21 protein-coding genes and 1 tRNA gene are annotated in these 21,876 nt (G+C 65.1%); 12 read left to right on the forward strand and 10 right to left on the reverse strand.

Going from position 1 to position 21,876, the window contains the following annotated elements:
* Positions 1-153: 153 nt before the first annotated feature.
* The 3 genes from AC24YW_RS21595 to AC24YW_RS21605 form a co-directional block, all read right to left on the reverse strand.
* Positions 154-1,377 carry a GGDEF domain-containing protein gene (locus tag AC24YW_RS21595; protein WP_487484595.1) on the reverse strand — a complete coding sequence of 408 codons (1,224 nt, stop codon included), beginning with the start codon at positions 1,375-1,377 and terminating at the stop codon, positions 154-156.
* Positions 1,378-1,464: 87 nt separating this feature from the next.
* Positions 1,465-2,967, reverse strand: a complete 1,503-nt coding sequence (locus tag AC24YW_RS21600; protein WP_487484596.1) for an AMP-binding protein — start codon at positions 2,965-2,967, stop codon at positions 1,465-1,467.
* A gap of 4 nt (positions 2,968-2,971) precedes the next feature.
* The gene (locus tag AC24YW_RS21605) at positions 2,972-4,816 is read right to left on the reverse strand and encodes an extracellular solute-binding protein (RefSeq protein ID WP_487484636.1); all 1,845 of its coding nucleotides are present in this window, start codon (positions 4,814-4,816) and stop codon (positions 2,972-2,974) included.
* Positions 4,817-5,076: 260 nt separating this feature from the next.
* Here AC24YW_RS21605 and AC24YW_RS21610 point away from each other — a divergent pair, with 260 nt between their 5' ends.
* Positions 5,077-5,901 carry an invasion associated locus B family protein gene (locus AC24YW_RS21610; RefSeq protein ID WP_487484597.1) on the forward strand — a complete coding sequence of 275 codons (825 nt, stop codon included), beginning with the start codon at positions 5,077-5,079 and terminating at the stop codon, positions 5,899-5,901.
* Between the two features lie 165 nt (positions 5,902-6,066).
* Here AC24YW_RS21610 and hspQ read toward each other — a convergent pair whose 3' ends face one another.
* Positions 6,067-6,399, reverse strand: a complete 333-nt coding sequence (gene hspQ, locus AC24YW_RS21615; RefSeq protein WP_008564941.1) for a heat shock protein HspQ — start codon at positions 6,397-6,399, stop codon at positions 6,067-6,069.
* Positions 6,400-6,505: 106 nt separating this feature from the next.
* On the opposite strand from hspQ, the gene AC24YW_RS21620 reads away from it, so the two are divergent.
* Positions 6,506-7,459: an AEC family transporter gene (locus tag AC24YW_RS21620; protein ID WP_487484598.1), complete on the forward strand. Its 954-nt coding sequence runs from the start codon at positions 6,506-6,508 to the stop codon at positions 7,457-7,459.
* Between the two features lie 6 nt (positions 7,460-7,465).
* Here AC24YW_RS21620 and AC24YW_RS21625 read toward each other — a convergent pair whose 3' ends face one another.
* Positions 7,466-8,650 (reverse strand): UbiH/UbiF family hydroxylase, encoded by a 1,185-nt coding sequence (locus tag AC24YW_RS21625; protein WP_487484599.1) that lies wholly within the window; start codon positions 8,648-8,650, stop codon positions 7,466-7,468.
* 87 nt (positions 8,651-8,737) lie between these two features.
* Between AC24YW_RS21625 and pcsA the strand changes: the two genes are divergently transcribed.
* The 3 genes from pcsA (at position 8,738) to AC24YW_RS21640 (ending at position 11,287) form a co-directional block, all read left to right on the forward strand.
* The gene (gene pcsA, locus AC24YW_RS21630; RefSeq protein ID WP_487484600.1) at positions 8,738-9,505 is read left to right on the forward strand and encodes a phosphatidylcholine synthase; all 768 of its coding nucleotides are present in this window, start codon (positions 8,738-8,740) and stop codon (positions 9,503-9,505) included.
* A complete protein-coding gene (locus AC24YW_RS21635) occupies positions 9,502-10,227 on the forward strand; it encodes a TerC family protein (RefSeq protein ID WP_487484601.1) in 726 nt (241 codons plus the stop codon). The genes pcsA and AC24YW_RS21635 overlap by 4 nt, the downstream gene beginning before the upstream one ends.
* Before the next feature lie 85 nt (positions 10,228-10,312).
* Positions 10,313-11,287: a quinone oxidoreductase family protein gene (locus AC24YW_RS21640; RefSeq protein ID WP_487484602.1), complete on the forward strand. Its 975-nt coding sequence runs from the start codon at positions 10,313-10,315 to the stop codon at positions 11,285-11,287.
* Position 11,288: 1 nt separating this feature from the next.
* Here the strand turns inward: AC24YW_RS21640 and AC24YW_RS21645 are convergent.
* The 4 genes from AC24YW_RS21645 to AC24YW_RS21660 all read right to left on the reverse strand — a co-directional run bounded on the left by AC24YW_RS21645 (position 11,289) and on the right by AC24YW_RS21660 (position 14,833).
* Positions 11,289-11,364 (reverse strand) — tRNA-Arg (locus tag AC24YW_RS21645).
* A gap of 114 nt (positions 11,365-11,478) precedes the next feature.
* Positions 11,479-12,669, reverse strand: a complete 1,191-nt coding sequence (locus AC24YW_RS21650) for an acetylornithine transaminase (protein WP_487484603.1) — start codon at positions 12,667-12,669, stop codon at positions 11,479-11,481.
* A gap of 268 nt (positions 12,670-12,937) precedes the next feature.
* The gene (locus AC24YW_RS21655; protein WP_487484604.1) at positions 12,938-13,579 is read right to left on the reverse strand and encodes a hypothetical protein; all 642 of its coding nucleotides are present in this window, start codon (positions 13,577-13,579) and stop codon (positions 12,938-12,940) included.
* A 96-nt stretch (positions 13,580-13,675) separates the two neighbouring features.
* A complete protein-coding gene (locus AC24YW_RS21660) occupies positions 13,676-14,833 on the reverse strand; it encodes a tetratricopeptide repeat protein (RefSeq protein WP_487484605.1) in 1,158 nt (385 codons plus the stop codon).
* A gap of 124 nt (positions 14,834-14,957) precedes the next feature.
* Here AC24YW_RS21660 and AC24YW_RS21665 point away from each other — a divergent pair, with 124 nt between their 5' ends.
* The 4 genes from AC24YW_RS21665 to AC24YW_RS21680 all read left to right on the forward strand — a co-directional run bounded on the left by AC24YW_RS21665 (position 14,958) and on the right by AC24YW_RS21680 (position 17,602).
* Positions 14,958-15,905, forward strand: coding sequence for a hypothetical protein (locus AC24YW_RS21665; RefSeq protein ID WP_487484606.1), 948 nt, complete (start codon positions 14,958-14,960; stop codon positions 15,903-15,905).
* A gap of 172 nt (positions 15,906-16,077) precedes the next feature.
* The gene (locus AC24YW_RS21670; RefSeq protein WP_487484607.1) at positions 16,078-16,509 is read left to right on the forward strand and encodes a MerR family transcriptional regulator; all 432 of its coding nucleotides are present in this window, start codon (positions 16,078-16,080) and stop codon (positions 16,507-16,509) included.
* Positions 16,442-16,861 carry a carboxymuconolactone decarboxylase family protein gene (locus AC24YW_RS21675; RefSeq protein ID WP_487484608.1) on the forward strand — a complete coding sequence of 140 codons (420 nt, stop codon included), beginning with the start codon at positions 16,442-16,444 and terminating at the stop codon, positions 16,859-16,861. The genes AC24YW_RS21670 and AC24YW_RS21675 overlap by 68 nt, the downstream gene beginning before the upstream one ends.
* Before the next feature lie 270 nt (positions 16,862-17,131).
* Positions 17,132-17,602 (forward strand): N-acetyltransferase family protein, encoded by a 471-nt coding sequence (locus tag AC24YW_RS21680; RefSeq protein WP_487484609.1) that lies wholly within the window; start codon positions 17,132-17,134, stop codon positions 17,600-17,602.
* A 31-nt stretch (positions 17,603-17,633) separates the two neighbouring features.
* On the opposite strand, the gene rimO is transcribed toward AC24YW_RS21680, so the two are convergent.
* Positions 17,634-18,953 carry a 30S ribosomal protein S12 methylthiotransferase RimO gene (gene rimO / locus AC24YW_RS21685; protein WP_487484610.1) on the reverse strand — a complete coding sequence of 440 codons (1,320 nt, stop codon included), beginning with the start codon at positions 18,951-18,953 and terminating at the stop codon, positions 17,634-17,636.
* Between the two features lie 141 nt (positions 18,954-19,094).
* Between rimO and AC24YW_RS21690 the strand changes: the two genes are divergently transcribed.
* From AC24YW_RS21690 to AC24YW_RS21700, 3 genes are all read left to right on the forward strand, one after another.
* On the forward strand, positions 19,095-19,658 hold the full coding sequence (locus tag AC24YW_RS21690) for a hypothetical protein (RefSeq protein WP_487484611.1): 564 nt from the start codon (positions 19,095-19,097) through the stop codon (positions 19,656-19,658).
* A 149-nt stretch (positions 19,659-19,807) separates the two neighbouring features.
* Positions 19,808-20,398: an ANTAR domain-containing response regulator gene (locus tag AC24YW_RS21695; protein ID WP_487484612.1), complete on the forward strand. Its 591-nt coding sequence runs from the start codon at positions 19,808-19,810 to the stop codon at positions 20,396-20,398.
* Positions 20,395-21,558 carry a CmpA/NrtA family ABC transporter substrate-binding protein gene (locus tag AC24YW_RS21700; RefSeq protein WP_487484613.1) on the forward strand — a complete coding sequence of 388 codons (1,164 nt, stop codon included), beginning with the start codon at positions 20,395-20,397 and terminating at the stop codon, positions 21,556-21,558. Before AC24YW_RS21695 ends, AC24YW_RS21700 begins: the two co-directional genes overlap by 4 nt.
* The last annotated feature ends 318 nt before the right edge of the window (positions 21,559-21,876 follow it).

A 21,876-nucleotide genomic window follows, 5' to 3' on the forward strand; every position in this document is an offset into this window, starting at 1 on the left:
GCGTCATTGCGAGGAGCCCTTGCGACGAAGCAATCCAGAATCTTTGCGCGGAGAGAGCCTGGATTGCTTCGCGGAGCCTGTCATCGGGCCGCGCTTCGCGCGGACCCGGTGGCTCGCGATGACGGTGGTTGTTGCGATAGCGCGCGACAGCATTTACGACGCCGCCCGTGACGCGTCCGCCGACAGCCGCGCCAGCAAGGACCTTGCCGTATCCGACGGCGACAGCGAGTCCACACTGACGACCGGATCGCTGCGCATCTCGTGCTTGCCGTTCGAAGTGTGCCGCATCACCGCCGACAGGCGGCGGGCGATCATATGCGCGGTGCGGAAGTCGGTCTCGGCGAACACGACGATGACCGAGCCGTCCTTCTGCGCCGCGCCGAAATCCATCTGCCGCATCAGGCGGCTGAGGATGCGGGCGGCGTCGAGCTGAGCGCGGGGATTGTTGGGATCGAAGGCGAAACGGGCGACCGACAGGCCGCCGCCGCGGGCGAGCGTCTGCTCGACCGCCTTGGCGAAATCGCGGGCGAAGGCTTCCACCGTGAGCAGGCCGCTGCGCGGATCGAGCCAGCCGCCGGCATCGATCGAGCGCAAGGTGCGGCTCAGCTGCGCTTCCATGGCGTGCTGGCGGATCAGGGGCAGCGCGTTGGCCGCGATCCTCGGCGGCTCGCCGGTGATCAGCTCGAGATTGGGCAGGTCGTAGTTCTGGGTGAGCTGGTGGGCGGTGACGACCACGGGCAGGTTGCGGAATCGAGCGTCCTCGGTCAGCACCGTGAGGAAGGCGTCGGTCACGCGCGCGGTAAAACCCTCGGCGAGCACGACGCCGTCGAGGTCGCGGGTGTTGAGGTGTTTCGCGGCGGCCTCGATCGAAAGCGCTCCGACCACGCCGACGCGTTCGCCGAGCGCGACGGAGAGCGCAGGGTAAGCCGCGCCGCGGCCGATCAGGAGGACGGTGGCATCGCGTGTGGGATCGCCTTGCGGCAGCGCGACCTTGACTTCGGGCAGCCGGCGCAGAACCGTTGCGTGCAATGTCCGCACGCGCAGCGCGGCCCGGAGCCGCGCGATCAGCCGCTCGGGATTGCCGCCGCGCGAGGAGAAGGGCAGGGCGTTGTGCGGCAGCGCGCCCGCCGCATCCAGGGTCACGAAGGGCAGATAGGGCGATTGATCGGCAATCTTCTTTGCAAGCCGCGTCACATGCGCCTCCTGTCCGGCATGCACCGCAGCGAGAACCGCCGCCGGCTGCACCTCCTCGACCGCGCGCGTCGCGCTGGCCCAGTCGGTGTCGACGACGGGAAAGAGCCGGGCCTCGTCCAGCGCCGCCACGAAGGCGGGGCGTTTGGCATCGGACACAAACAGGATCGGGCCCGCCTGGGACATGAGAAAACTCTGATCGCGCAACAATTTGCCGCCGCAATCTAGTTTGGCCGCCTTAATGCTGCGTCAACGCAGGCGCTGAAACCGCGCCTAGACCGGCCCGGAGCGGTCGCGAAAAGCCTCGACCATCAGGGGGTTAAGCCCGAGCTCGCTGAGCGCCTCGCGGGCGCGGGCATTGTCCTGGGCGCGCCCGGCGAGCCGGTGGCCGGAGAGGCGGTCGGGCAGCGCCGTGAGCAGCGCGCCCTGGCCGAGCCGGCGCGCCCATTCCTGCAAATCGTTCGAGAGGAAGCGATAGCCGCCGACGGCCATGATGCCGGAGGGCGGCGCGGTGATGCAGATCGCGCCGCTCGGGCGGTCGAGCCGCGCGGCATAGCCGGTGTCGACATAGTCGCGCGGCGGCTGCGCCGTCAGCGGCTCGCCGACCGGCTGCGGCGGGGCGTAGGCTGCGATCGGCACCATCGCGCCGCGCAGGCCGAGCGTGCCCTTCGGCGTCAGCAGGATCTCGCCCGCGATGGAGGAGCTGGATTGCTCGCGCGGAGCGCCGTGCGGCCCCGGCATCACCGGCACCGGCATGCCGTCCTCGCCGCGGCGGGCGCCGAACAATCCGGCCTCGCCGAACAGGTAGATGTCGGTCAGCGGCGCATGCGGCGCGATCCAGGCATCGCTCGCTGCGACCTGCTCGGGCGCGCGCCACAGGCCGATGACGTTGCGCAATGTGGGCATCCGCGCCGCCAGGTCGGCATCGCCGAGCCGCAGCGCGAGCTGCGCCGGCGCGATCAGCACCTCGCATTCGTGCTCGTTGATCTGCTGTTCCAGCACGTCGTTCTCGAACGGGTGATGCAGCGCCAGGGTGCCGCCCGAGAGCAGCCACACCGCGAGCGAGGAGGCGAGCCCTGCGAACGACATCGGCGTGAACGCCGCCATCACTGTCGCGCCCTGCTTGATGTCGGCCTCGAGCGACATCGCAAGGCCGCCCGCGATCAGGCTGAAATGCGGCCGCGGCACCGGCCGGAAGCCCTCGGCCGTGACGTCGAAGGAGATCATGGCCGCCTTGCGGCCGTCCTGGATCACGGCGCGCGTGGTGCCGGGCGGGCGTGCCAGGACGTCGTCGAGCGAAGCCATGCCTTCGGGAAGGTCACTTCCGAAGCCGAACACGTGCCGGATCGAGAACGCCTCGGCCGCAGCGTGCATGGCGAGATCGGCATAGCTGACGCCGTCGACCGTGCTCATGGTGACGATGGCGCGCGCGGCGGTGCGGTTGAGCGCGGCGGTCAGTTCCGCATGGCGCCACAGCAGCGGCAGCACAGCGACGACGAGGCCGGCGCGATGGGCGGCGAGCACGGTCAGCACGAACTCGACCGTCGCAGGCAGCTGGATCGCGATCACGGAATTGGCCGGCAGGCCCGATTCGACGAAATGCGCCGACAGCGCCTCGATGGCGGTATCGACCTCGGCATAGGTCATCCGCCGCGGCTGGTGCCCGGTGATGCGCGCCTTGTTGAGCGGGTCGAGCAGGGCGGTCGCGTGCGGCTGCCGCATCAGCGTGCGCTGAAACAATGTGTCGAGCGTCGGCGATATTGCTGGCTGGTTCACGGCGTCACTTCGCTTGATGAGCTTGCGGCTGCCCCTGCGACCACCAGGTCTCCGGCAAATGACCCGAGAGCGAGGTGGTCTTGGGCCGTTCTATCCGATTCCAGCGCGCGATCCATTGCTCCGATACGTTAAACAGCGGGATTGTGTAGAAGCCCGCGATCAGGGCGCGGTCGAGCGCGCGCACCGCCGAAACGAAATCCGTATGTTCACGGGCCTCGAGCAGGGCGGCGATCATGGCATCGACGGCGGGATCCCTGGCGCCCATGTAGTTGCGGGTGCCCGGATTGTCCGCGGCCGCACTGCCCCAATAGAAATATTGCTCGTTGCCGGGTGACAGCGACTGGTCCCAGCGGTTCTGGATCATGTCGAACTCGTAGGCGAGCCGGCGCTGGTCGAATTGCACGGGATCGACCGAGCGCACGCTGGCCTCGATGCCGGCGCGCCTGAGGTCGCGCTGGAAGGCGAGCGCGATGCGCTCCTGGTCGCGCGTCGTGACCATGATCTCGAAGGTGAAGGGGTTCTTGGTCGCGCGATTGCGCAGCACGGTGCCGTCGAGATCGTAGCCGGCCTCCGACAGCAGCTTCAGCGCGGCGCGCAGCGTGGTGCGGTCGCGGCCTGATCCGTCGGTGACCGGCAGGCGGTAGCCGCCTTCCATGATGTCGGGCGGGATCCGTGCGGCGAAGGGGTTGAGCAGCTCGCGCTCGCGCGCATCCGCAGGCTTGCCATAGGCCGACAGCTCCGAGCCGGCGAAATAGCCGGCCACGCGCGAATAGAGCCCGAAGAAGTAGCTGCGGTTCACCAGCTCGAAATCGAACAGCAGCGTCAGGGCCTGCCGCACGCGGATGTCGGCGAAGACAGGACGGCGGGTGTTGAACACCAGGAACTCGGACGGCTGCGGAAGGCCGGGCTTGACGGTGTCGCGGATCACCTCGCCGCTCTTGGCGGCCGGAAAATCATAGCCGTCGTGCCAGCGCAGCGGCTCGTGCTCGACGCGGAAATCGTAGAGGCCGCGCTTGAACGCCTCGAACTGCCCGTTGGCCTCGCGAAAATAGTCGAGCCGGATCTCGTCGAAATTGTAGAGCCCGCGATTGATGGCGAGGTCGCGGCCCCAATAATCGGGACTGCGCGTGAGGGTTACGCTCGCGCCAGGCTTCACCGCGGTGACGCGATAGGGGCCCGAGCCGAGCGGCGCGGCCAACGTCGTCTCCTCGAAGGTCGCGACATCGATGGCGTGCCTCGGCAGGATCGGCATCAGGCCGAGAATCAGCGGCAGCTCGCGGTCGTTGGCGCCTGTCAGGTCGAATCGGACGGTGAGGGGATCGGGCGCTTCGGCCTTGGCGACCTTGCCGTAGTACTGCCGGTGATTGGGGCGGCCGTGGACGCGCAGCAGCTGCCAGGAGAACAGCACGTCCTCGGCCGTGACGGGCTTGCCGTCGGAGAAGCGCGCGCGGGGATCGAGGCGGAAGGTGACGAAGCTTCGCTCGTCATCGGTTTCGACGGTCCTGGCGAGCAGGCCGTAAAGCGTGAACGGCTCGTCCTGCCCGCGCGCCAGCAGGCTCTCGACCACGTAGCTGCGGACCGGCTGCACCGCCAATCCCCTCACGATGAAGGGATTGAGGCTGTCGAAGGTGCCGAGAATGCCCCAGGTCAGGCGGCCGCCCTTGGGGGCATCGGGGTTGGCGTAGGGCATGTGGCTGAAGTCCGCACGCATCGCCGGCTTGCCGTGCATGGCGATCGCATGGGCCTCCTCGGCCCCGGCAGCGCCCGCCGACAGCATCCCGGCAAGCGCAAGGACAATCGCATAGAAGCGGCGGCCGGGGCCCTCGAAGAGGCGCTGGAACATGAACATCGGCACACAGTGATTCGAGGACCGGCGGGCCTGAATCCTATCACAGGGAGTTTGATGGGGCTTTCGCACCGGACTGGCCAAAGGCGCTTGTCGGCATTGATCTTTTCGTCGGCCACGTTAAGAAGGCACCCAATCGCGCAAGAGCGTCGAGCCCGTCACTTATCCGCCTCAATTGACGGGGAGAGAGCCGCGCCCAAGGCGGCCAGGTTCGGCGCTTCGGAGCGGTTCGGGCACTTCCCGTTCAGAAAGGGTTTTCCGCAATGAATTTCCGTTACTTGGCCGCGTCCGTCCGGCCGCGCGGGCGACTTCTCGCCCTGTTGACGGCGACGGCGTTGGCCGTTCCGTTTGCCGCCGAGGCCCAGACCCCCGCGCCGGCCCCCGGCGCTCCCGCCGCGCCCAAGGCCTCTCCGGCCCCGGCCCCGAAGGCGGCTCCCAAGGCTCCGGCGCCGAAGGCTCCGGCGCCCGCAGCATCCCCGCAGGCTCCGGCACAAGGCGCCCCGCAGCAGGGCGCAGCCCAGCCCGCCGATCAGCAGATCCAGCTGATCTATGCGCCCTGGACCAAGTTCTGCCTCAAGGGCCAGGACGCCAACGCCAAGCAGGTCTGCTTCACCGGCAAGGACGGCCGCATCGAGTCGGGCCAGCCGGTCATTGCGGCCGTGATCATCGAGCCGGAAGGCGAGCCGAAGAAGATCCTGCGCGTGACGCTGCCGCTGGGCATGCAGCTCGTGCACGGCACCCGCATCATCGTCGACAGCAACGCGCCGCTGCAGCAGCCCTACGTGATCTGCTTCCAGAACGGCTGCATGTCCGACTACGAGGCCACGCCCGAGCTCATCAACAACATGAAGAAGGGCCAGAACCTCGTTGTCCAGGCGATCAACGCCAACGGCGCGCCGCTGACCCTGCCGCTGCCGCTCGCCGGCGAATTCCAGAAGGCCTATGACGGTCCGCCGACCGATCCGAAGGTGTTCGAGGAAACCCAGAAGAAGCTGCAGGAAGAGCTGCAGAAGAAGGCCGAGGAGCAACGCAAGAAGCTCGAGCAGCAGGGCACGTCGCCCGGCGCGGCTCCAGCTGGTCAGAAGTAATCGGGGGCCAAATCCCGGACGTGAAAAAGGCGCTCGGTTCGAGCGCCTTTTTTGCAGGCCGCTCGTATGCAATTCTCGACGGACGCGGTGCCGATTGTAGGGCTCCGTTCACCTCTCCCGTCGGGGAGAGGTGGAGCCGAGGCGCTGGTCGGGTCTCTGAAGCTTCTAGTTCAGGGAAGGATTGCGCGGGCGGTAGCCGCCGGCCTTGTCCTTGATGAAGATCTCGGCGACCTGGGAATGCCGGACCGGCTCGCCGGAATCGTCGGGCAACAGGTTCTGCTCGGAGACGTAGGCGACGTATTCGGACTCCGCGTTCTCCGCGAGCAGGTGATAGAACGGCTGGTCCTTGTGGGGCCGCACCTCCTCAGGGATCGACAACCACCATTCCTCGGTGTTGTTGAATTCCGGATCGATGTCGAAGATCACCCCCCGGAACGAGAAGATCCGGTGGCGAACGACCTGTCCGATCTGGAATTTGGCGGTCCGCGCTTTAATCATTCCCCGTCGATAGACCAGGATTGTGGCCGATGCTAGTGCCCATGGCTGGAATTAACCTTCGTTTCCGGGGCGGATAGCCCTCAAGCCCTCAGAAAAAACTTCAGCAATGGCCGATATCCTCAATCTGGCGCTGCCTTATTTCGGCTTGATCTTCGTCGGTTTCGCCTGCGGCAAGGTCAAGTCCATCCCGGAATCGGGGCTCGCCTGGATGAACTTCTTCCTGCTCTACGTGTCGCTGCCGGCGCTGCTGTTTGCGATCATGTCGAAGACGCCGTTTTCGGAATTGAATAACCCGCCGTTCCTGGTGGCGACGACGCTCTCGACGGTCGCGGCATTCACGCTGGCGCTGGTGGTCGGCAAGCTGCTCGGACGGCTGACGCTGCGCGAAGCGACGCTCGCGGGCCTCTCTGGCGGCTACGGCAATATCGGCTATATGGGCCCGGGCCTCGCGCTCGCGGTGCTGGGGCCGAAGGCGGCTGCGCCGACCGCGCTGATCTTTTGCTGCGACAGCATCTTCTTGTTCACGATCGTGCCGCTCTTGATCGAGCTTTCCGACCGCGACCATCCCTCGCTCGTCCATGCTTTCGGCGTCGTGCTGAAGCAGATCGTGCTCAATCCGCTGATCATGTCGGCCTGCTTCGGCGCGGCGGTGGCCGCATTGCATATCGAGCTGCCGGTCGCGCTCGACCGCACCATCACCTTCCTGCAAAACGCGGCGGCGCCGACCGCGCTGTTCGTGCTCGGCGTGACCGTGGCGCTCCGTCCGTTCGATCGGGTGCCGTGGGAGGTGCCGGGGGTGATCGCGGTCAAGCTGCTGATCCATCCGCTCGCGGCGTTCGCCCTGATGCTGGCGTTCGGCCCGTTCGCGCAGCCCTGGGCCGCCACCGCCGTGTTGATGGCCGCGCTGCCGCCGGCGCTCAACGTGTTCGTGATCGCCCGGCAGAACGATGCCTGGATCGAATCCGCCTCCGTCGCGGTGCTGCTCGGCACCTTCGCGTCGGTGGTCACGCTGACCAGCGTGATGTGGGCGATCCAGACGGGACGGCTGGCGTTTCCGTAAGGAGGCTTACCGTCGCCAGGTCGGCGTCAGGCCTTCGCGCATCGCAAAGCGGCGGAGCGGGCCGATGGCGCCGAGGAGGTGCATGCCGACGGCGCGGACCGGCTGCAGCGGCAGGAAGTCGTTGAGCAAAGAGCGGTTGGCGATGTCGATCGCAAAGGTGCGACTCAGGATGTCCGGCCGGCGGGCGCGGTCGTAGCGCGTGAGCACTTCGCTCGCCCCGGGATCCTGACCCGCTGCAATGGCGTCGTTCGCGAGCCGCGCAATGTCGGCGGCATCGCGCAGGCCGAGATTGAGGCCCTGGGCACCGATCGGCGGAACCACATGGGCGGCTTCGCCGACCAGCGCGATGCGGTCGCGGCCGAAGGATTTTGGACGTTCGATCGCGAGCGGGAACAGGTTGCGTCCGGGCTCGACCGCCATGCGTCCCAGGATCGAATGCGACTGCTTCTCGATCGCGGCCGAAAGCGCCTCGTCGCTCAAGCCGCGCAGCCGTTCGGCCTCCGCGGGTGCCGCGACCCAGACGATGCTGGAGCGGTCGCCGGGCAGGGGCACGAACACACAAGGCCCGTGCGGCGTGTGGAACTCGGTCGAGACGCTGCGATGCGGTCGGCTATGGCCGACGTTGAAGGTCAGCGCTGTCTGGTTCAGCTCGCGCCGCGTCACGGCGATGCCGGCCGCCTCGCGGCACAGCGAGTGCCGGCCGTCGGCGCCGACCACGAGGCGGGCCGAGAGAAACTGTCCGGACGCCGTGCGCAGCGCGACGTCGTCGGCTTCGATGACGACGCTTTCGGCCTCGTCGTCGAAACGGGCGAGACCGGGCAGCTCGGACGCGCGCGCTTCCAGTGCAAGCATCAGCGAGCGATTGTCGATGTTGTAGCCGAACGCGTCGAGGCCGATTTCGTGACAGGAGAAGCGCACCTCGGGGCTGCGAAACAGCCGGCCGGTGTCGTCGACGAGGCGCATGACTTCCAGCGCGGCCGCCTGGTCCCTGCAGCGCGACCAGACCTCGAGGCTTTCCAATAGATCGATGGAGGTGCCGAGCAATGCGGTGGTGCGATTGTCGGCATAGGGAACGCGGCGCGCCACCAATGCGGTCCGGGCACCGGCCTGCGCCAGGGCGATCGCCGCGGCAAGGCCGGCCGGTCCGCCGCCGATCACCGCCGCGTCATGGAGTGTCGATGCGTCTGTCATGGAACGACATTTGACACGCCGGGCGGCAAATTCAAGCCCACCTATATTTCCCTGATTTCATGGCGAATTGTGCGATCGTGCGCCGCAATGGCGGATGTGCAAACCGGTCGCATTCTGATAGCAGAAGCCATGGATATTCAGCAGGATTCCCTGAAGCCGAGACCGGCGGTCCGCGCCGCGGCCTTCTCGGTGCACATCTTCACCGCGTTCGGCGCGGCGATCGCGCTCCTGGCGATGCTGGAGGCGGTGCGCGAGCACTGGGCGGCGATGTTCCAATGGCTGGGCGTCGCCCTGATCATCGACGCGATCGATGGGCCGATCGCGCGCCGGCTCGACGTCAAGAACGTGCAGCCGAACTGGTCGGGCGACGTGCTCGATCTCGTGGTCGACTTCGTCACCTATGTCTTCGTGCCGGCCTATGCGATCGTCGCGAGCGGCATGCTGCTGCCGGTCGCGGCTCCCTTGCTGGGCATCGCCATCATCGTCACCAGCGCATTGTACTTCGCCGACCAGCGCATGAAGGCCGACGATAATCATTTCCGCGGCTTCCCGGCGCTGTGGAACGCGGCCGCGTTCTATCTGTTCCTGCTGCATTGGCCGCCGCTGTGGTCGACGCTGCTGGTCGCCGCGCTGGTTGTGCTGACCTTCGTGCCGTTCCATGTGCTTCACCCCGTCAGGGTCGTGCGGCTGCGCTGGCTGACGATGTCGCTGATCGCGATCTGGGCGGTGCTCGCCTTCTACACGCTGCAGATGGATTTTCGCGTCGGCGCCGGGGTGACCGTCGTGCTTTGCGCCATCGCGCTTTGGATCAGTTTCAGCGACGCCTTGATCCGGCTGGGGAAATCGTTCGCATGATGGCGCTTCTCGCCAGCCCGGAAGCGTGGGCCGCGCTGCTCACCTTGACGGCGCTCGAAATCGTGCTCGGCATCGACAACGTCATCTTCATCTCGGTGCTCGTCTCGCGCCTTCCCGAGAAACCGGCGCACCGCGCCCGCCAGATCGGGCTTGCGCTGGCACTGGTCTTCCGCCTCATCCTGCTCAGTCTCCTGGTCTGGCTGATCGGCCTGACCGCCCCGGTGCTCTCGATTCAGGGCTATGCCTTTTCCTGGCGCGACCTCATCCTGATCGGCGGCGGCCTCTTCCTGATCGCCAAGGCCACGCATGAGATTCACGGCGAGGTCGAATCCGATCATGATGGGAGCGAGAAGGACTCCACAGGCAGCGCCTTCTTCTGGGTGATCGTCCAGATCGTGATCATCGATATCGTGTTCTCGCTGGACTCGATCATCACCGCGATCGGCATGGCCGAGGACATCAGGATCATGATCGCGGCGGTCGTGATCGCCTGCGCGGTGATGTACGTTTCGGCGGGGCCGGTGGCGCGATTCGTCGCGGAGCATCCGACCACCAAGATGCTGGCACTGGCCTTCCTGGTGCTGATCGGCGTCGCGCTGGTTGCGGACGGATTCCACTTCCACATTCCGCGTGGCTACATCTATTTCGCGATAGCGTTCTCGGCGGCGGTGGAGTTCTTCAACGTGCTGGCCAGGCGCAACCGCCGGAAAGCCGCCAAATAGTCGCGTTGGGCCGTTCCAGTCGGCGTCGAGTTGACAAGGCGGGCGCGATGGCTTTCGCTCAGCCGCATGAAGAGGAGGTCAGGTGATGACGAAAGCCATCCGCGTGCACAAGGTCGGAGGCCCCGAAGCCCTGGTCTATGAGAGCGTCGACGTGCCGGCGCCCGGGCCCGGCGAGGTGCGCATCCGCCAGCATGCGGTCGGCCTCAACTTCATCGACGTCTATTATCGCACCGGGCTCTACAAGGCGCCGGGGCTGCCCTTCATCGCCGGCAACGAGGCCTCGGGCGAGGTCACAGCGGTCGGGCCAGGCGTCACGAATTTTCATCCCGGCGATCGCGTCGCCTACTACCACAATCTCGGCGCCTATACCGGCGAGCGCACCATCCCCTGGGAGAAGCTGGTCAAGCTGCCCGATCACATCACCTACGAGCAGGGCGCCGTGCTGATGTTGAAGGGGCTGACGGTCTGGTACCTCCTGCACAAGACCTTCAAGGTCGAGCCGCATCATCGCGTGCTGGTCCATGCCGCCGCCGGCGGCATCGGCCTGCTCGCCTGCCAATGGGCGAGGGCGCTCGGCGCGCATGTCATCGGCACGGTCGGCTCACGTGAGAAGGCCGAGCTTGCGGAGGCCAACGGTTGCGACCACGTCATCCTCTACAACGAGGAGGATTTCGTCGCGCGCGTGAAGCAGATCAGCCGCAACGAAGGCTGCGACGTCGTCTATGACGGCGTCGGCAAGGCAACCTTCCCGGGCTCGCTGGCCTGCCTGAAGCCGCGCGGCATGTTCGTCTCGTTCGGCAACGCCTCCGGCCCGGTGCCGCCGTTCGCGATCGCCGAGCTCAACAATCACGGCTCGCTGTTCGCGACGCGGCCGAAGCTCAACGACTATGTCGGCACGCGCAAGGAGCTGCTGGAGGGCGCCGACACGCTGTTCGCCGCCGTCATCAACGGCAAGCTGCACGTCCCGATCAACCACGCCTACGCGCTCAAGGACGCTGCGAGAGCGCATGTCGACCTCGAAAGCCGCAAGACCACGGGCGCGTCGATCCTGAAGCCGTAGATGGTGGTCCCGCGAGGACTCGAACCTCGAACCTCCCCGTCCGCAACGCGGTGCTCTCTCCATTGAGCTACGAAACCCTGTCACCTTCGAACTGGCTGTCGTAGGGTGGGCAAAGGCGCAACGCGCCGTGCCCACCAATTCGCAACGACTTTTTGATGGTGGGCATGCTTCGCTTTGCCCACCCTACGGCATTACGCGACGCGTCTTGCCGCGCCGGCTTTGGTCAAGATCCCGTCAAGACAATCGATCATCTCGGCGATCTCTGTCTTCGCGACGTTCAACGCCGGCATGAAGCGCAGCGTGTCGGCCTGGGGCGCGTTCAGAAGCACACCGGCCTCGAACGCCTGTGCGACGATGCCGGGCGCGATCGGCAGCTTGAGGTCCAGCGCGAGCAGAAGGCCGCGCCCCCGCACGCCGCCGAGGCCATGCCTGGCCGAGACCTTCTGTAACTCGCTTTCGAGCAGCAGGCCGGTCTCGGTGACCTGCTTCAGGAAGTCCGGCTTGCCGACCTCCTCGAGCACCGCCAGCCCCGCCGCGCACATGATCGGATTGCCGTTGAACGTGCCGCCCTGGTCGCCGTGCTCGAAACATGACGCGCGCTCGGTCGCGAGCAAGGCCGCGAGCGGCACGCCGCCGCCGATGCCCTTGCCGAGCGTCATGATGTCGGGCGCAATCCCCGTATGCTCATAATGGAAGAGCTTTCCGGTCCGGCCCATGCCGGTCTGGATCTCGTCGAAAATGAGCAAGAGGCCATGCGCCTCCGTCAGCGCGCGCAGCTCCTGCAGGAACTGATCGGTCGCCGGCCACACGCCGGATTCACCCTGGATCGGCTCGAGCATCACGGCGACGGTGTTGGCGTTGATCAGCTTTTCCACCGAGGCAATGTCGTTGAGCTTCGCCTTCTTGAAGCCGGCCACCTTCGGCTCGAACAGCGGCTCGAACGCCTTCTTGCCCGAAGCCGACATCGTCGCCAGCGTTCGGCCGTGGAAGCCGCCCTCGAAGCTGATGATCTCGAACGCGCCGCCTTTGTGCAGGCTGCCATATTTGCGCGCGAGCTTGATCGCACCCTCGTTGGCTTCCGCGCCCGAATTGGCAAAGAACACCTGATCGAACGCGCTGTTCTCGATCAGCGCCTGCGCCAGCTTGAGGCTCGGCTCGTTGTAGAAGGCCGGGCTCGGCGTCAGCAACCGCTGGGCCTGAGCTGCGAGCGCGTCGGCGATCGCGGGCGGAGAGTGGCCGAGGCAGTTCACGGCCCAGCCCTGCACGAAATCGAGATAGCGCTTGCGGCTGTCGTCCCAGAGGTAGGAGCCGGCGCCGCGGACGAACACGGTTTTCGGCCGTGCGGTGATGTCCATCAGCGCGTCATACGGATGCGTGGTCATGTCGTACTCCTCTGGAGGCGGGGTGGAAAAAGGGACGTAAAAGCAGAAAGGCCGCACCTTGCGGGTGCGGCCTTTCTCGAAAACTGGCTGAATTCAGTGGTTCAGCGGCATCCTCGGACATGGCGCACCCTCTCGTCGTCGCGGGAGCGACGGCGGAGCATTTCGGTGCGCTGGTTGGTCCGGCCGTTGATCATGGGGCGCGTCCCTACAGCCGAACGGCAGGACTTGTCAAGCAGGCTTTTCAGGATGCACGCCGAGCGTGCGTCGGTCAGGTCGGGTGAGCGGCTTCCTCGGCCTCGTCGCCGCCCCAATCCGCTTCCGCAATCGCGGTGTCCATCAGCTCGCCGCGCAGTAGCTTGAGCGGAGAATTCCAGTACAGCGCGATGTTGTGGAAGGGGTCGGTCAGCACCTTGAACACCCAGACCAGGCCCGTCGTGACGTCGCGGGTAACGAAGAGCTGCAGCATGCGCACAAGTCCGCCGCCGATGCCGATGGCGAGCCAGAGCGCGCCGACATGCCGGACGAAATCGAGGCGGGACGCCGGCGCATCGAACAATCCGAACAGCGTCGGAAAAGCGAGCAGCGCGAGCGGCGCACTGCCCCAGACCAGCAGCAGCACGATCTTGCGGGCCTGGTTGTAGCCGACCTTGATCGATTCCTTGTAGTCGTTACTGACGTCGTTGACGGCGTCATAGCCGTTCGGCTCGAAGAAGAAATGCCCGGTCTGCCGTGTCAGCATCGCGAGCCAGCCGACGATGCCGGCGAGCGCGGGGGCCTTGAACAGCAGGGCGTAGCAGCCGAGGAAGATGACGGCGCTGATCAGGTGCAGCGTCTGGTTGACCGTGCTCTGGTGGTAGAAGCGGTAATCGTCGAAGCGCTGCGTGCGCAGCATGTCCGAGAGGCGGCTCATCCTCGTTCCTCGCTCGCGTTGAAAACGCGAGCAGAGTTAGGCCGAGTCCGTGACCGCTGCGTGAATGCATTATAGTGTCATATTCCCGCGTGACGATTACTCGACGTCGTAATGCGAGAACACGTCGGCGATGCCGGCATTGATTGCCTTGGCGGCCGCGATGTCGCGCTCGGCGCCTTCGCTGTCACCCTTCTTGCGCTTTGCCAGTCCGCGGCCGTAGAGCGAGCCGTCGAGCCCCGGCTTGATGCTCAGCGCGGCATCGTAATCGGCGATCGCCGCCTCGATGTTACCGAGCTTGAGATGGGCGAGGGCGCGGCTGTCCAGCGTGTAGGCATCGTTGGGAACCATCTTGAGCGACTGCTCGCAATCGGCCAGCGCCTCCTGCAGGCGGCCGACGATCGCGCGGGTGAAGCAGCGCGAGTTGAACACGTCCGCACGGCTCGCATTCGCCCTGATGGAACGGTCGTAATCGTCGAGCGCCAGCGCATAATCGTGCGTATCGAAATACATGTTCGCGCGCGCATAGAAGTCGCGATCGTTGTCCGGACTGAGATCGACCGACCTGGCGAAATCGGCCAGCGCTCGGGGGCGGTCGCCCCGGTCGCGATGGATGCGGGCGCGGTTGCCGTAGGCCGGCCCGTAGTTCGGGTCGAACTTGATCGACAGATCGAAGTCCGCAAGTGCGCGCGCCTGGTCGCCGCGATTGCTGTAGGCGGTGCCGCGATTGAAGTAAGCGAGCGCGAATTTCGGATCGAGCTTGATGGCCTGATCGTAGTCGGTCATCGCGACCTCGTACGCCCCCTTGTGAATGTAGGAATTACCGCGGTTGTTGAAATAGCGCGGGTCACGGGGGTTCAGCCGAATGGCGCGCGTGTAGTCGGCAATGGCGCGGTCGGCGTCGCCGAGATCGTCATAGGCGATGCCGCGATTGTACAGGAGGTCGGGATCCCTGGCACCGAGGTCGATGGCGCGGCTGAAGTCCGCGACGGCGCGCTCGGCCTCGCCGCGCCGCCGAAACATTTCCCCGCGATTGGCGAGCGCATGCACGTCGTCGGGATTGGCTTTGAGCAGGGCCGAGCAGCCGGCGAAACGCCGGTCGTCGCTGCCTCTACCATCGTCGGCAAAGCACCATTGGCGGGCCTGCGCGGCCGAAGGCGATCGCGCGTCGGCGGCGGCCGGCAGTGCGAGCAGGGCCGTCGTCAGGCCAATTGCGAACAGCTTGAGGAGAATCCCTGACGTTTCATCGTGTTTCATTGTTTTGCCGCGTCGAAACCATTGCGCCTCTAGCGCGTTTGTGATCGAAGGACGCGACTTGGTTCGAACCGAAAGCATCACCGCCCAGACCAAGAAGGCGGGACCAACCAGATAGCTCAAAGCCTTGTCCGAGACGCCCTATCCGATCGACCTCGACAGCATTCGCGGCGCGTTTCCGCCCGGCATCGAGGCGCCGCCGCTGCTGGTCGACTTTGCCGCCTGGCTCGAGGGGCGTCCCTGGGGCAGCGTCGGCTGCTTCTCGCTAGAGGGCCAATTCTCCGACTCCGCGCCGATCGTCGACGGCAGTCCCTTGCGCGACAGGTTCTCGCTGTTCATGCGCCTGCCTGACGGCTCGGTCGTCGGCGGCTGGTATGGCGCGGGTCTCGATCGCGACAATCCGCCGATCGTCGGTCTGGGCTCCGAGGGCGATTACGAGCTGCTGGCGCCGAGCCTCGATGCGCTGCTGACGAGGCTGACGTCGCAGCAATTCGACAGGGCCTGGAGCGATCTGAAGCCGCATGACGATGTCGAGCCTCAGACCGTCGAACTTGCGCAATGGCTCGCCGGACAGCCCGCTGGCGACAAGGGGTCGTGTGACGACGGGCCCCCGGAACTGCCCGACTTCCGCGGCTTCATGGAAAAATGGAGCCGGAACCGCGAGGACTATTGGGCTAACCACCGCATGATGGCCGAACTCGGCTGGCGGCTGGCCGCCCATCTGCCCAAGGGCAAGAATGCCTGGGATGATACGCGTTTCGAGGTCGCGATCGTCGGCAAGCAATACCAGGCGCGAATTCTCAAGCACGGACCGCAGCCGTTCGAGGAAGCTGCATCGATCGAATCCCTGCTGCGAGAGCTGCGCGAACAGATGTGGAAGGCTCAGCCCGAGCTCGGGTTGTGGTATGCGATGAGGTTCGGCCTCTACGCCGACGGCCGCGTCATGCCGAGCTTCGAATACGATAGGCGCCCGACCATCGACGGCGAACCGGCCTTGCTTGCCGAGGCAAAAGCCGATCTCGCCCGCGCTCCGCGCCCGGAGCGCTGGGTGCCGAAATGGCTGGCGGAAGCCTGAAGCCTGAAGCCTGAAACGCTGCGCTGCTTGCAGCCGGTGCGCCGAAAACTTCTGCTATCGTGCTGTCTTCACCGCGCGGGAACGGCATCTTCGATGCCGATTGCGATCCCCCTTGACTTAGAGTGCGCTCGAAGGGGTATCTGTAGGTGCGTCAGTACGAGAACGGGCACTCATGAAGATCGGCGACCTCGCAAAGCGAACCGGCTTGTCGGCTCACACGCTGCGCTATTACGAGCGCATCGGGCTGCTGCCATACGCAGACCGGGATCGTTCCGGCCAGCGCGACTTTGACGCATCGATCCTCACATGGATCACATTCATCGGTCGGCTCAAGACCACGGGAATGCCGATCCGGGACATGTTGCGTTATGCGGCGTTGCGTGATGAAGGCGAAGCCACCGGGGCAGCCCGACGGCAGATGCTGGAAATCCACCGGGAACGGGTCCGCGCACAGCTTGCCGAACTCAGCGAATGCCTGCTCGTCCTTGATACCAAGATCGCCGGCTATGCCAGCGATGAACAAAGGACGAAGGAAAATGACGCACGCCCAACCACAAGCCGAAAGCCGCTTCGACCGCGGCCAGCGGGCCCTGTCGCGCATTGACGGCACAGCCGGCGAAAAGGTGGTCGCCTCACTCGCCGACATCGCTCCGGATTTCGCACGATACGTGATCGAATTTCCCTTCGGCGACATTTACAGCCGCCCGGACCTCGGCCTGCGCGATCGAGAGATCGCGACGATCGCCGCGTTGACGGCGATCGGAAATGCCGCGCCTCAGCTGAAAGTGCATATCGAGGCGGGCCTGAATGTCGGGCTGTCCCGCGACGAGATCGTGGAGATCATCATGCAGATGGCGGTGTATGCGGGCTTCCCGGCCGCTGTGAACGGGCTGTTCGCAGCCAAGGAGGTGTTTTCCGCGCAGGATGGACGGAAGGCGTCGGGAGAAGCGATATGACGAACCAGAGCGCAAGGTGCCGAACTGGCTTGTGGAAGCCTGATCGCGCCTTCGCGCTTGCGTCCGACGCGCGCTTGGCGATGCTGCTTCGGGCAGCTCGGCGGCATCAGGGGTGAATTTGCATTTCAGCGCGGACGGCATTTATCGGGCGACGTTAAGCTGAAGATGGTTCGTCTCTTCCTGACCAAGGCCGTCTATGTCAAACTTCCGCGCTGTGGCGGCTGAAGCGCGGCCGACCACGAGCGTCGGTGCGCGAATGAGCCATGAATCGTGACCACACTGCGAGAGATTGAAGATGCCGATCTCGAGGCGATGGCCGACGCCTTGATTGAAATGCAGGCGTACTATCGCGCCCCTTGTCCACCGCGCGATGCGATCATCGCCGGGTTGAACTCAAGCCCTGCAGGATCACGTATCCTGCTGGCCTATGAGCACGACAAGCTCGCCGGCTTTGCCTGCTTTAGCGCCATCTATCCTGGGCCCGGTCTGACCCCGGGTCTCTTTTTGAAGGAACTCTTTGTGCGCGAGAATTGGCGCGGAAGCGGCCTGGGCAAAAAGCTGATGTCACGCCTGGCCGTCATCGCACGGCAGGACGGGCATGGTCGCATCGATTGGACGGCCGATGCTGACGATCTGAGGCTTCAGCGCTTCTACGGGATGCTCGGCGGGCAGGCGCTACCGGCGAAACTGTTTTTCCGGATCACCGGCGCAGAGCTGACCGCGTTGGCTGACAAAGCCTGACGGCGCCCACCCGTCAGGCGGGCTGAGGACCTCAGAATCCCGCGACGCTGCCATGAAGGTCGTACGCGTCGGCGCGCTCGATCTTGGCGGTGACGATCTCGCCGACTCGGAGCGGGCGGCGGCTCGTCAAGTACACCGCACCGTCGATCTCGGGCGCATCGGCCTTGGAGCGCCCCTTGGCGACGGTCGGGCCGACCTCGTCGATGATGACCTGCTGCCGCGTGCCGACCTTGCGTTTCAGCCGGCGCGCCGAGATCTTCTGCTGCCGGGCCATCAGCGCGTTGTAGCGCTCCTGCTTGACCTCTTCAGGCACGGGGTTCTCGATCGCGTTCGAGGTGGCGCCGGCGACCGGCTCGTATTTGAAGCAGCCGACGCGGTCGATCTCGGCCTCGTCGAGCCAGTCGAGCAGATAGGCGAAATCGGCATCGGTCTCGCCGGGGAAGCCGACGATGAAGGTCGAGCGCAAGGCGAGGTCGGGACATTCCTCGCGCCAGCGCTTGATCCGCGCCAGCGTCTTGTCCTGCGCGGCCGGACGCTTCATCGCCTTCAGCACCTCGGGGCTCGCATGCTGGAACGGGATGTCGAGATAGGGCAGCACCTTGCCTTGCGTCATCAGCGCGATGACCTCGTCGACATGCGGGTAGGGGTAGACATATTGCAGCCGGACCCAGGCGCCTAACTCGCCGAGCTCGCGCGCGAGGTCGAGGAATTTGGCGCGGACCTGGCGGTCCTGCCACGGGCTCTCGGCATATTTGAGATCGACGCCATAGGCCGAGGTGTCCTGCGAGATCACCAGCAGCTCCTTGACGCCGGCGCCGACCAGGCGCTCGGCCTCGCGCAGCACGTCGTTGGCCGGGCGCGAGACCAGGTCGCCGCGGAGCTTGGGGATAATACAGAAGGTACAGCGGTTGTTGCAGCCCTCGGAGATCTTCAAATAGGCGTAGTGGCGCGGCGTCAGCTTGATGCCCTGCGGCGGCACCAGGTCGAGATGCGGATTGTGCGCGGGCGGCAGCGCGCGGTGCACGGCATCGAGCACGCTCTCATATTGCTGCGGGCCGGTGATGGAGAGCACGCCCGGATAGGCCTGCTCGATCGCTTCCGGTTCCGCGCCCATGCAGCCTGTTACGATCACCTTGCCGTTCTCGGCCATGGCGTCGCCGATCGCCGAGAGCGATTCCTGCTTGGCGCTGTCGAGGAAGCCGCAGGTGTTGACGATGACGATGTCGGCCCCGTCATGCTTGCGGGCGAGCTCGTACCCTTCCGCGCGCAGGCGCGTGATGATGCGCTCGGAATCCACCAACGCCTTGGGACACCCGAGTGACGTGAATGATATGCGCGGCGCTCTGTCCATGTAATCGCCTGGGGTCTACATCTGAATTGTCAGGATTTGCAGCCCAAGTAATTGAACCTATGAAAAAATTCAACAACTAACGTATGCGGTGCGGTGCTGAAACAGCAGGTTTCGGCCTTGATCCGAGGGAGTTAAACCGCGATGCGCCGTTTTATTTTTGGCTTGGCTTTCGTTGCCGTTTGCTATGGTGAGATGTTCCCGGCGCGAGCTGAAGTCGACAAGATCATCCATGTCTGCGATCGGCAAGAACGATTGTGCCCGGAATTCAGGCCACGCGTGAAGGCACCCGATGGGTGGGCGAGGGACGAGGCCGCGAGCCTCAAGTACGGTGTCTCGATGTTGGTGCCCAAGGGGAAGAGTTTCGGCAAGGCCGAAGTGATCATCTATGCCGAAGGCCGCTACAACAGCGATCGCACCGAATTGCTTCAATGGATTGCCGCCAGCGATCGGGATTGGGCGGCGACATCGGGCGAGAATGCCAAGATCAGCACGCTTTCCTCGGTGAGCCCCAAGGTCATCATCAACCGCTACGACAATCCATCCCTGAAGGACCAGCCGATTGAAGTGATCGCGCATTACGCCGATCTCGACAAGGACGGCAATTCCTACGTCGTGCGGCTAGCGGCCTCCGGCCGCAATGAGGCGGCAGTGCTGGCGGCCGTGCCACTCCTCGAAAAGATGATCGTTGGCGCGAAGATTCCGTGAGAGCACGAAGCTGACCTTGGGTGCAGCCGTCTCATCCATATCTGATCTGCCTGATTGACCGGCCTCGGCTAGTTCCAATTGCCCATAATTACAACCCTTTGCATGGCGTTCGGGCGTGCTATGGATGAATCACCTGCCGTGAGTGAGCCATGAGCGCCGAACAGTCGCCCAAAATCGTGATCGTCGACGAAAGCCCGGTCAGGGCCGCGATCCTGGAGGAGGGCCTGCGTGAGGCCGGGTTTACCCAAGTCGTCCATATCAGCGAGATGCAGAGTCTGCTGGCCCGGATCTACGCGGCGGACCCCGACATCATCGTGATCGATCTCGAAAACCCCAGCCGCGACGTGCTGGAGGCGATGTTCCAGGTCAGCCGCGCGGTCAAGCGACCGGTCGCCATGTTCGTCGACCAGAGCGATTCAGCCTCGATCCAGGCGTCGGTCGAGGCGGGGGTGTCGGCCTATATCGTCGACGGGCTGAAGAAGGAGCGCATCAAGCCCATCCTCGACCTCTGCGTGTCCCGCTTCAATGCCTTCGCAAAACTCCAGGAGGAGCTGGAGCGGACCAAGTCGCAGCTCGAGGACCGCAAGGTCATCGAGCGTGCCAAGGGCATCCTGATGAAGGTGAAAGGCCTGACCGAGGACGAGGCCTATGTGCTGCTGCGTTCCACCGCGATGCGCGAGAAGAAGAAAATCGGCGAGATCGCGCAGTCGATCATCACCGCGTCGGAGATGCTGAAATGACCGTCCCCCTCCGCATCGGGTTCATTCCGCTGGTTGATGCCGCCGCGCTGATCGTCGCGGTCGACAAGGGCTTTGCCGCCGCCGAGGGGCTCGAGGTCGAGCTGGTGCGCGAGGTCTCCTGGTCGAACGTCCGCGACAAGCTCAATATCGGCCTGTTCGACGCGGCGCATCTGTTGGCGCCTGTTGCGATCGCGTCCTCGCTCGGGCTCGGTCACGTCAAGGTGCCGATCGCGGCGCCCTTCAACCTGGGCATCAACGGCAACGCCATCACGGTGTCGCCGGCGCTCCATGCCGCGCTGATGGAGCAGATCGACGGCGATCGCTTCGACCCGATGGCGACGGCGAAAGCGCTGGCGAAGGTCGTTGCCATCAGGCGCAAGGCAGGGGCCGAGCCGCTCACCTTCGGCATGACCTTCCCGTTCTCCACCCACAATTATCAATTGCGGTTCTGGATGGCGGCGGCGGGCGTCGATCCCGACGAGGACGTGCGCCTCGTGGTGTTGCCACCGCCCTATATGGTCGACAGTCTCAAGAACGGCCATGTCGATGCGTTCTGCGTCGGGGCCCCCTGGAACTCGGTCGCGGTCGATCTCGGCATCGGGCACATCCTGCATTTCGTCGCCGACATCCTGATCCGTGCGGCCGAGAAGGTGCTCGCTGTGCGGCAGTCCTGGGCCGACAAGAATCCGGATGTGGTCGCAGCCCTGGTGCGGGCGGCGGTGAAGGCTGCCGAGTTCATCGAGCATCCCGAGAACCGGACCGAGGCGGCGCAGATCCTGGCGCAACCGGAACGGATCGGCGTCGATGCCGAGGTCATCCAGCGCACCCTCACCGGGCGCCTGAAGATCTCGCCTGATGGCACCTTCCGCGAAAGCGGCCGCTACCTTTTGGTTGGACGGGAAGGGGCAGGGCGGCCCGATCCGGTCCAGGCCGCCTGGCTCTATGCGCAGATGGTGCGCTGGGGCCAGACGGCGCTCACCCCTGACGGGGTCAAGACTGCGATGGCGGTATTCAGGCCCGATCTCTACGACGCGGCGGTTAGCCGGCAGCCGCCCACCGAGGCGCCCGCAGCGTTCGGCGCCTTCACCGGCCCAACTTTCGACCCCGCCGATATCGGCGGACATCTGAGGGCCTTCGGGGTCGGACGCTGGAAGGCCTGATTCGAAATTGCTTTGGTTTTGAGCACGTTAGTTGGTTGGCTAATGTTTGAGCGCGCTGCTTGAATTTCGGGAGAGTTCCCGGGTGAGATGCTCGAGGCCTTGTTTCAACTCTCTGAAAATTCACGATTTTCTTTTTTCACCAAGCTGGCACGCAACTTGAATATTGCGCTGCGGCCAGCTTGTCATTGGTGCCTGCTGAGCCGAGTCCACAGCAACGAAGCTGAGTGGACCGTCGGGTAGCGAAGCAGGCGTCAGAGCCAGCTGAGTTCCCCGCGGGTCGCACAATTTTCCGTCGATGCCACCGAGGTGGCCGCAGGA

Source organism: Bradyrhizobium sp. USDA3516, assembly GCF_057651995.1.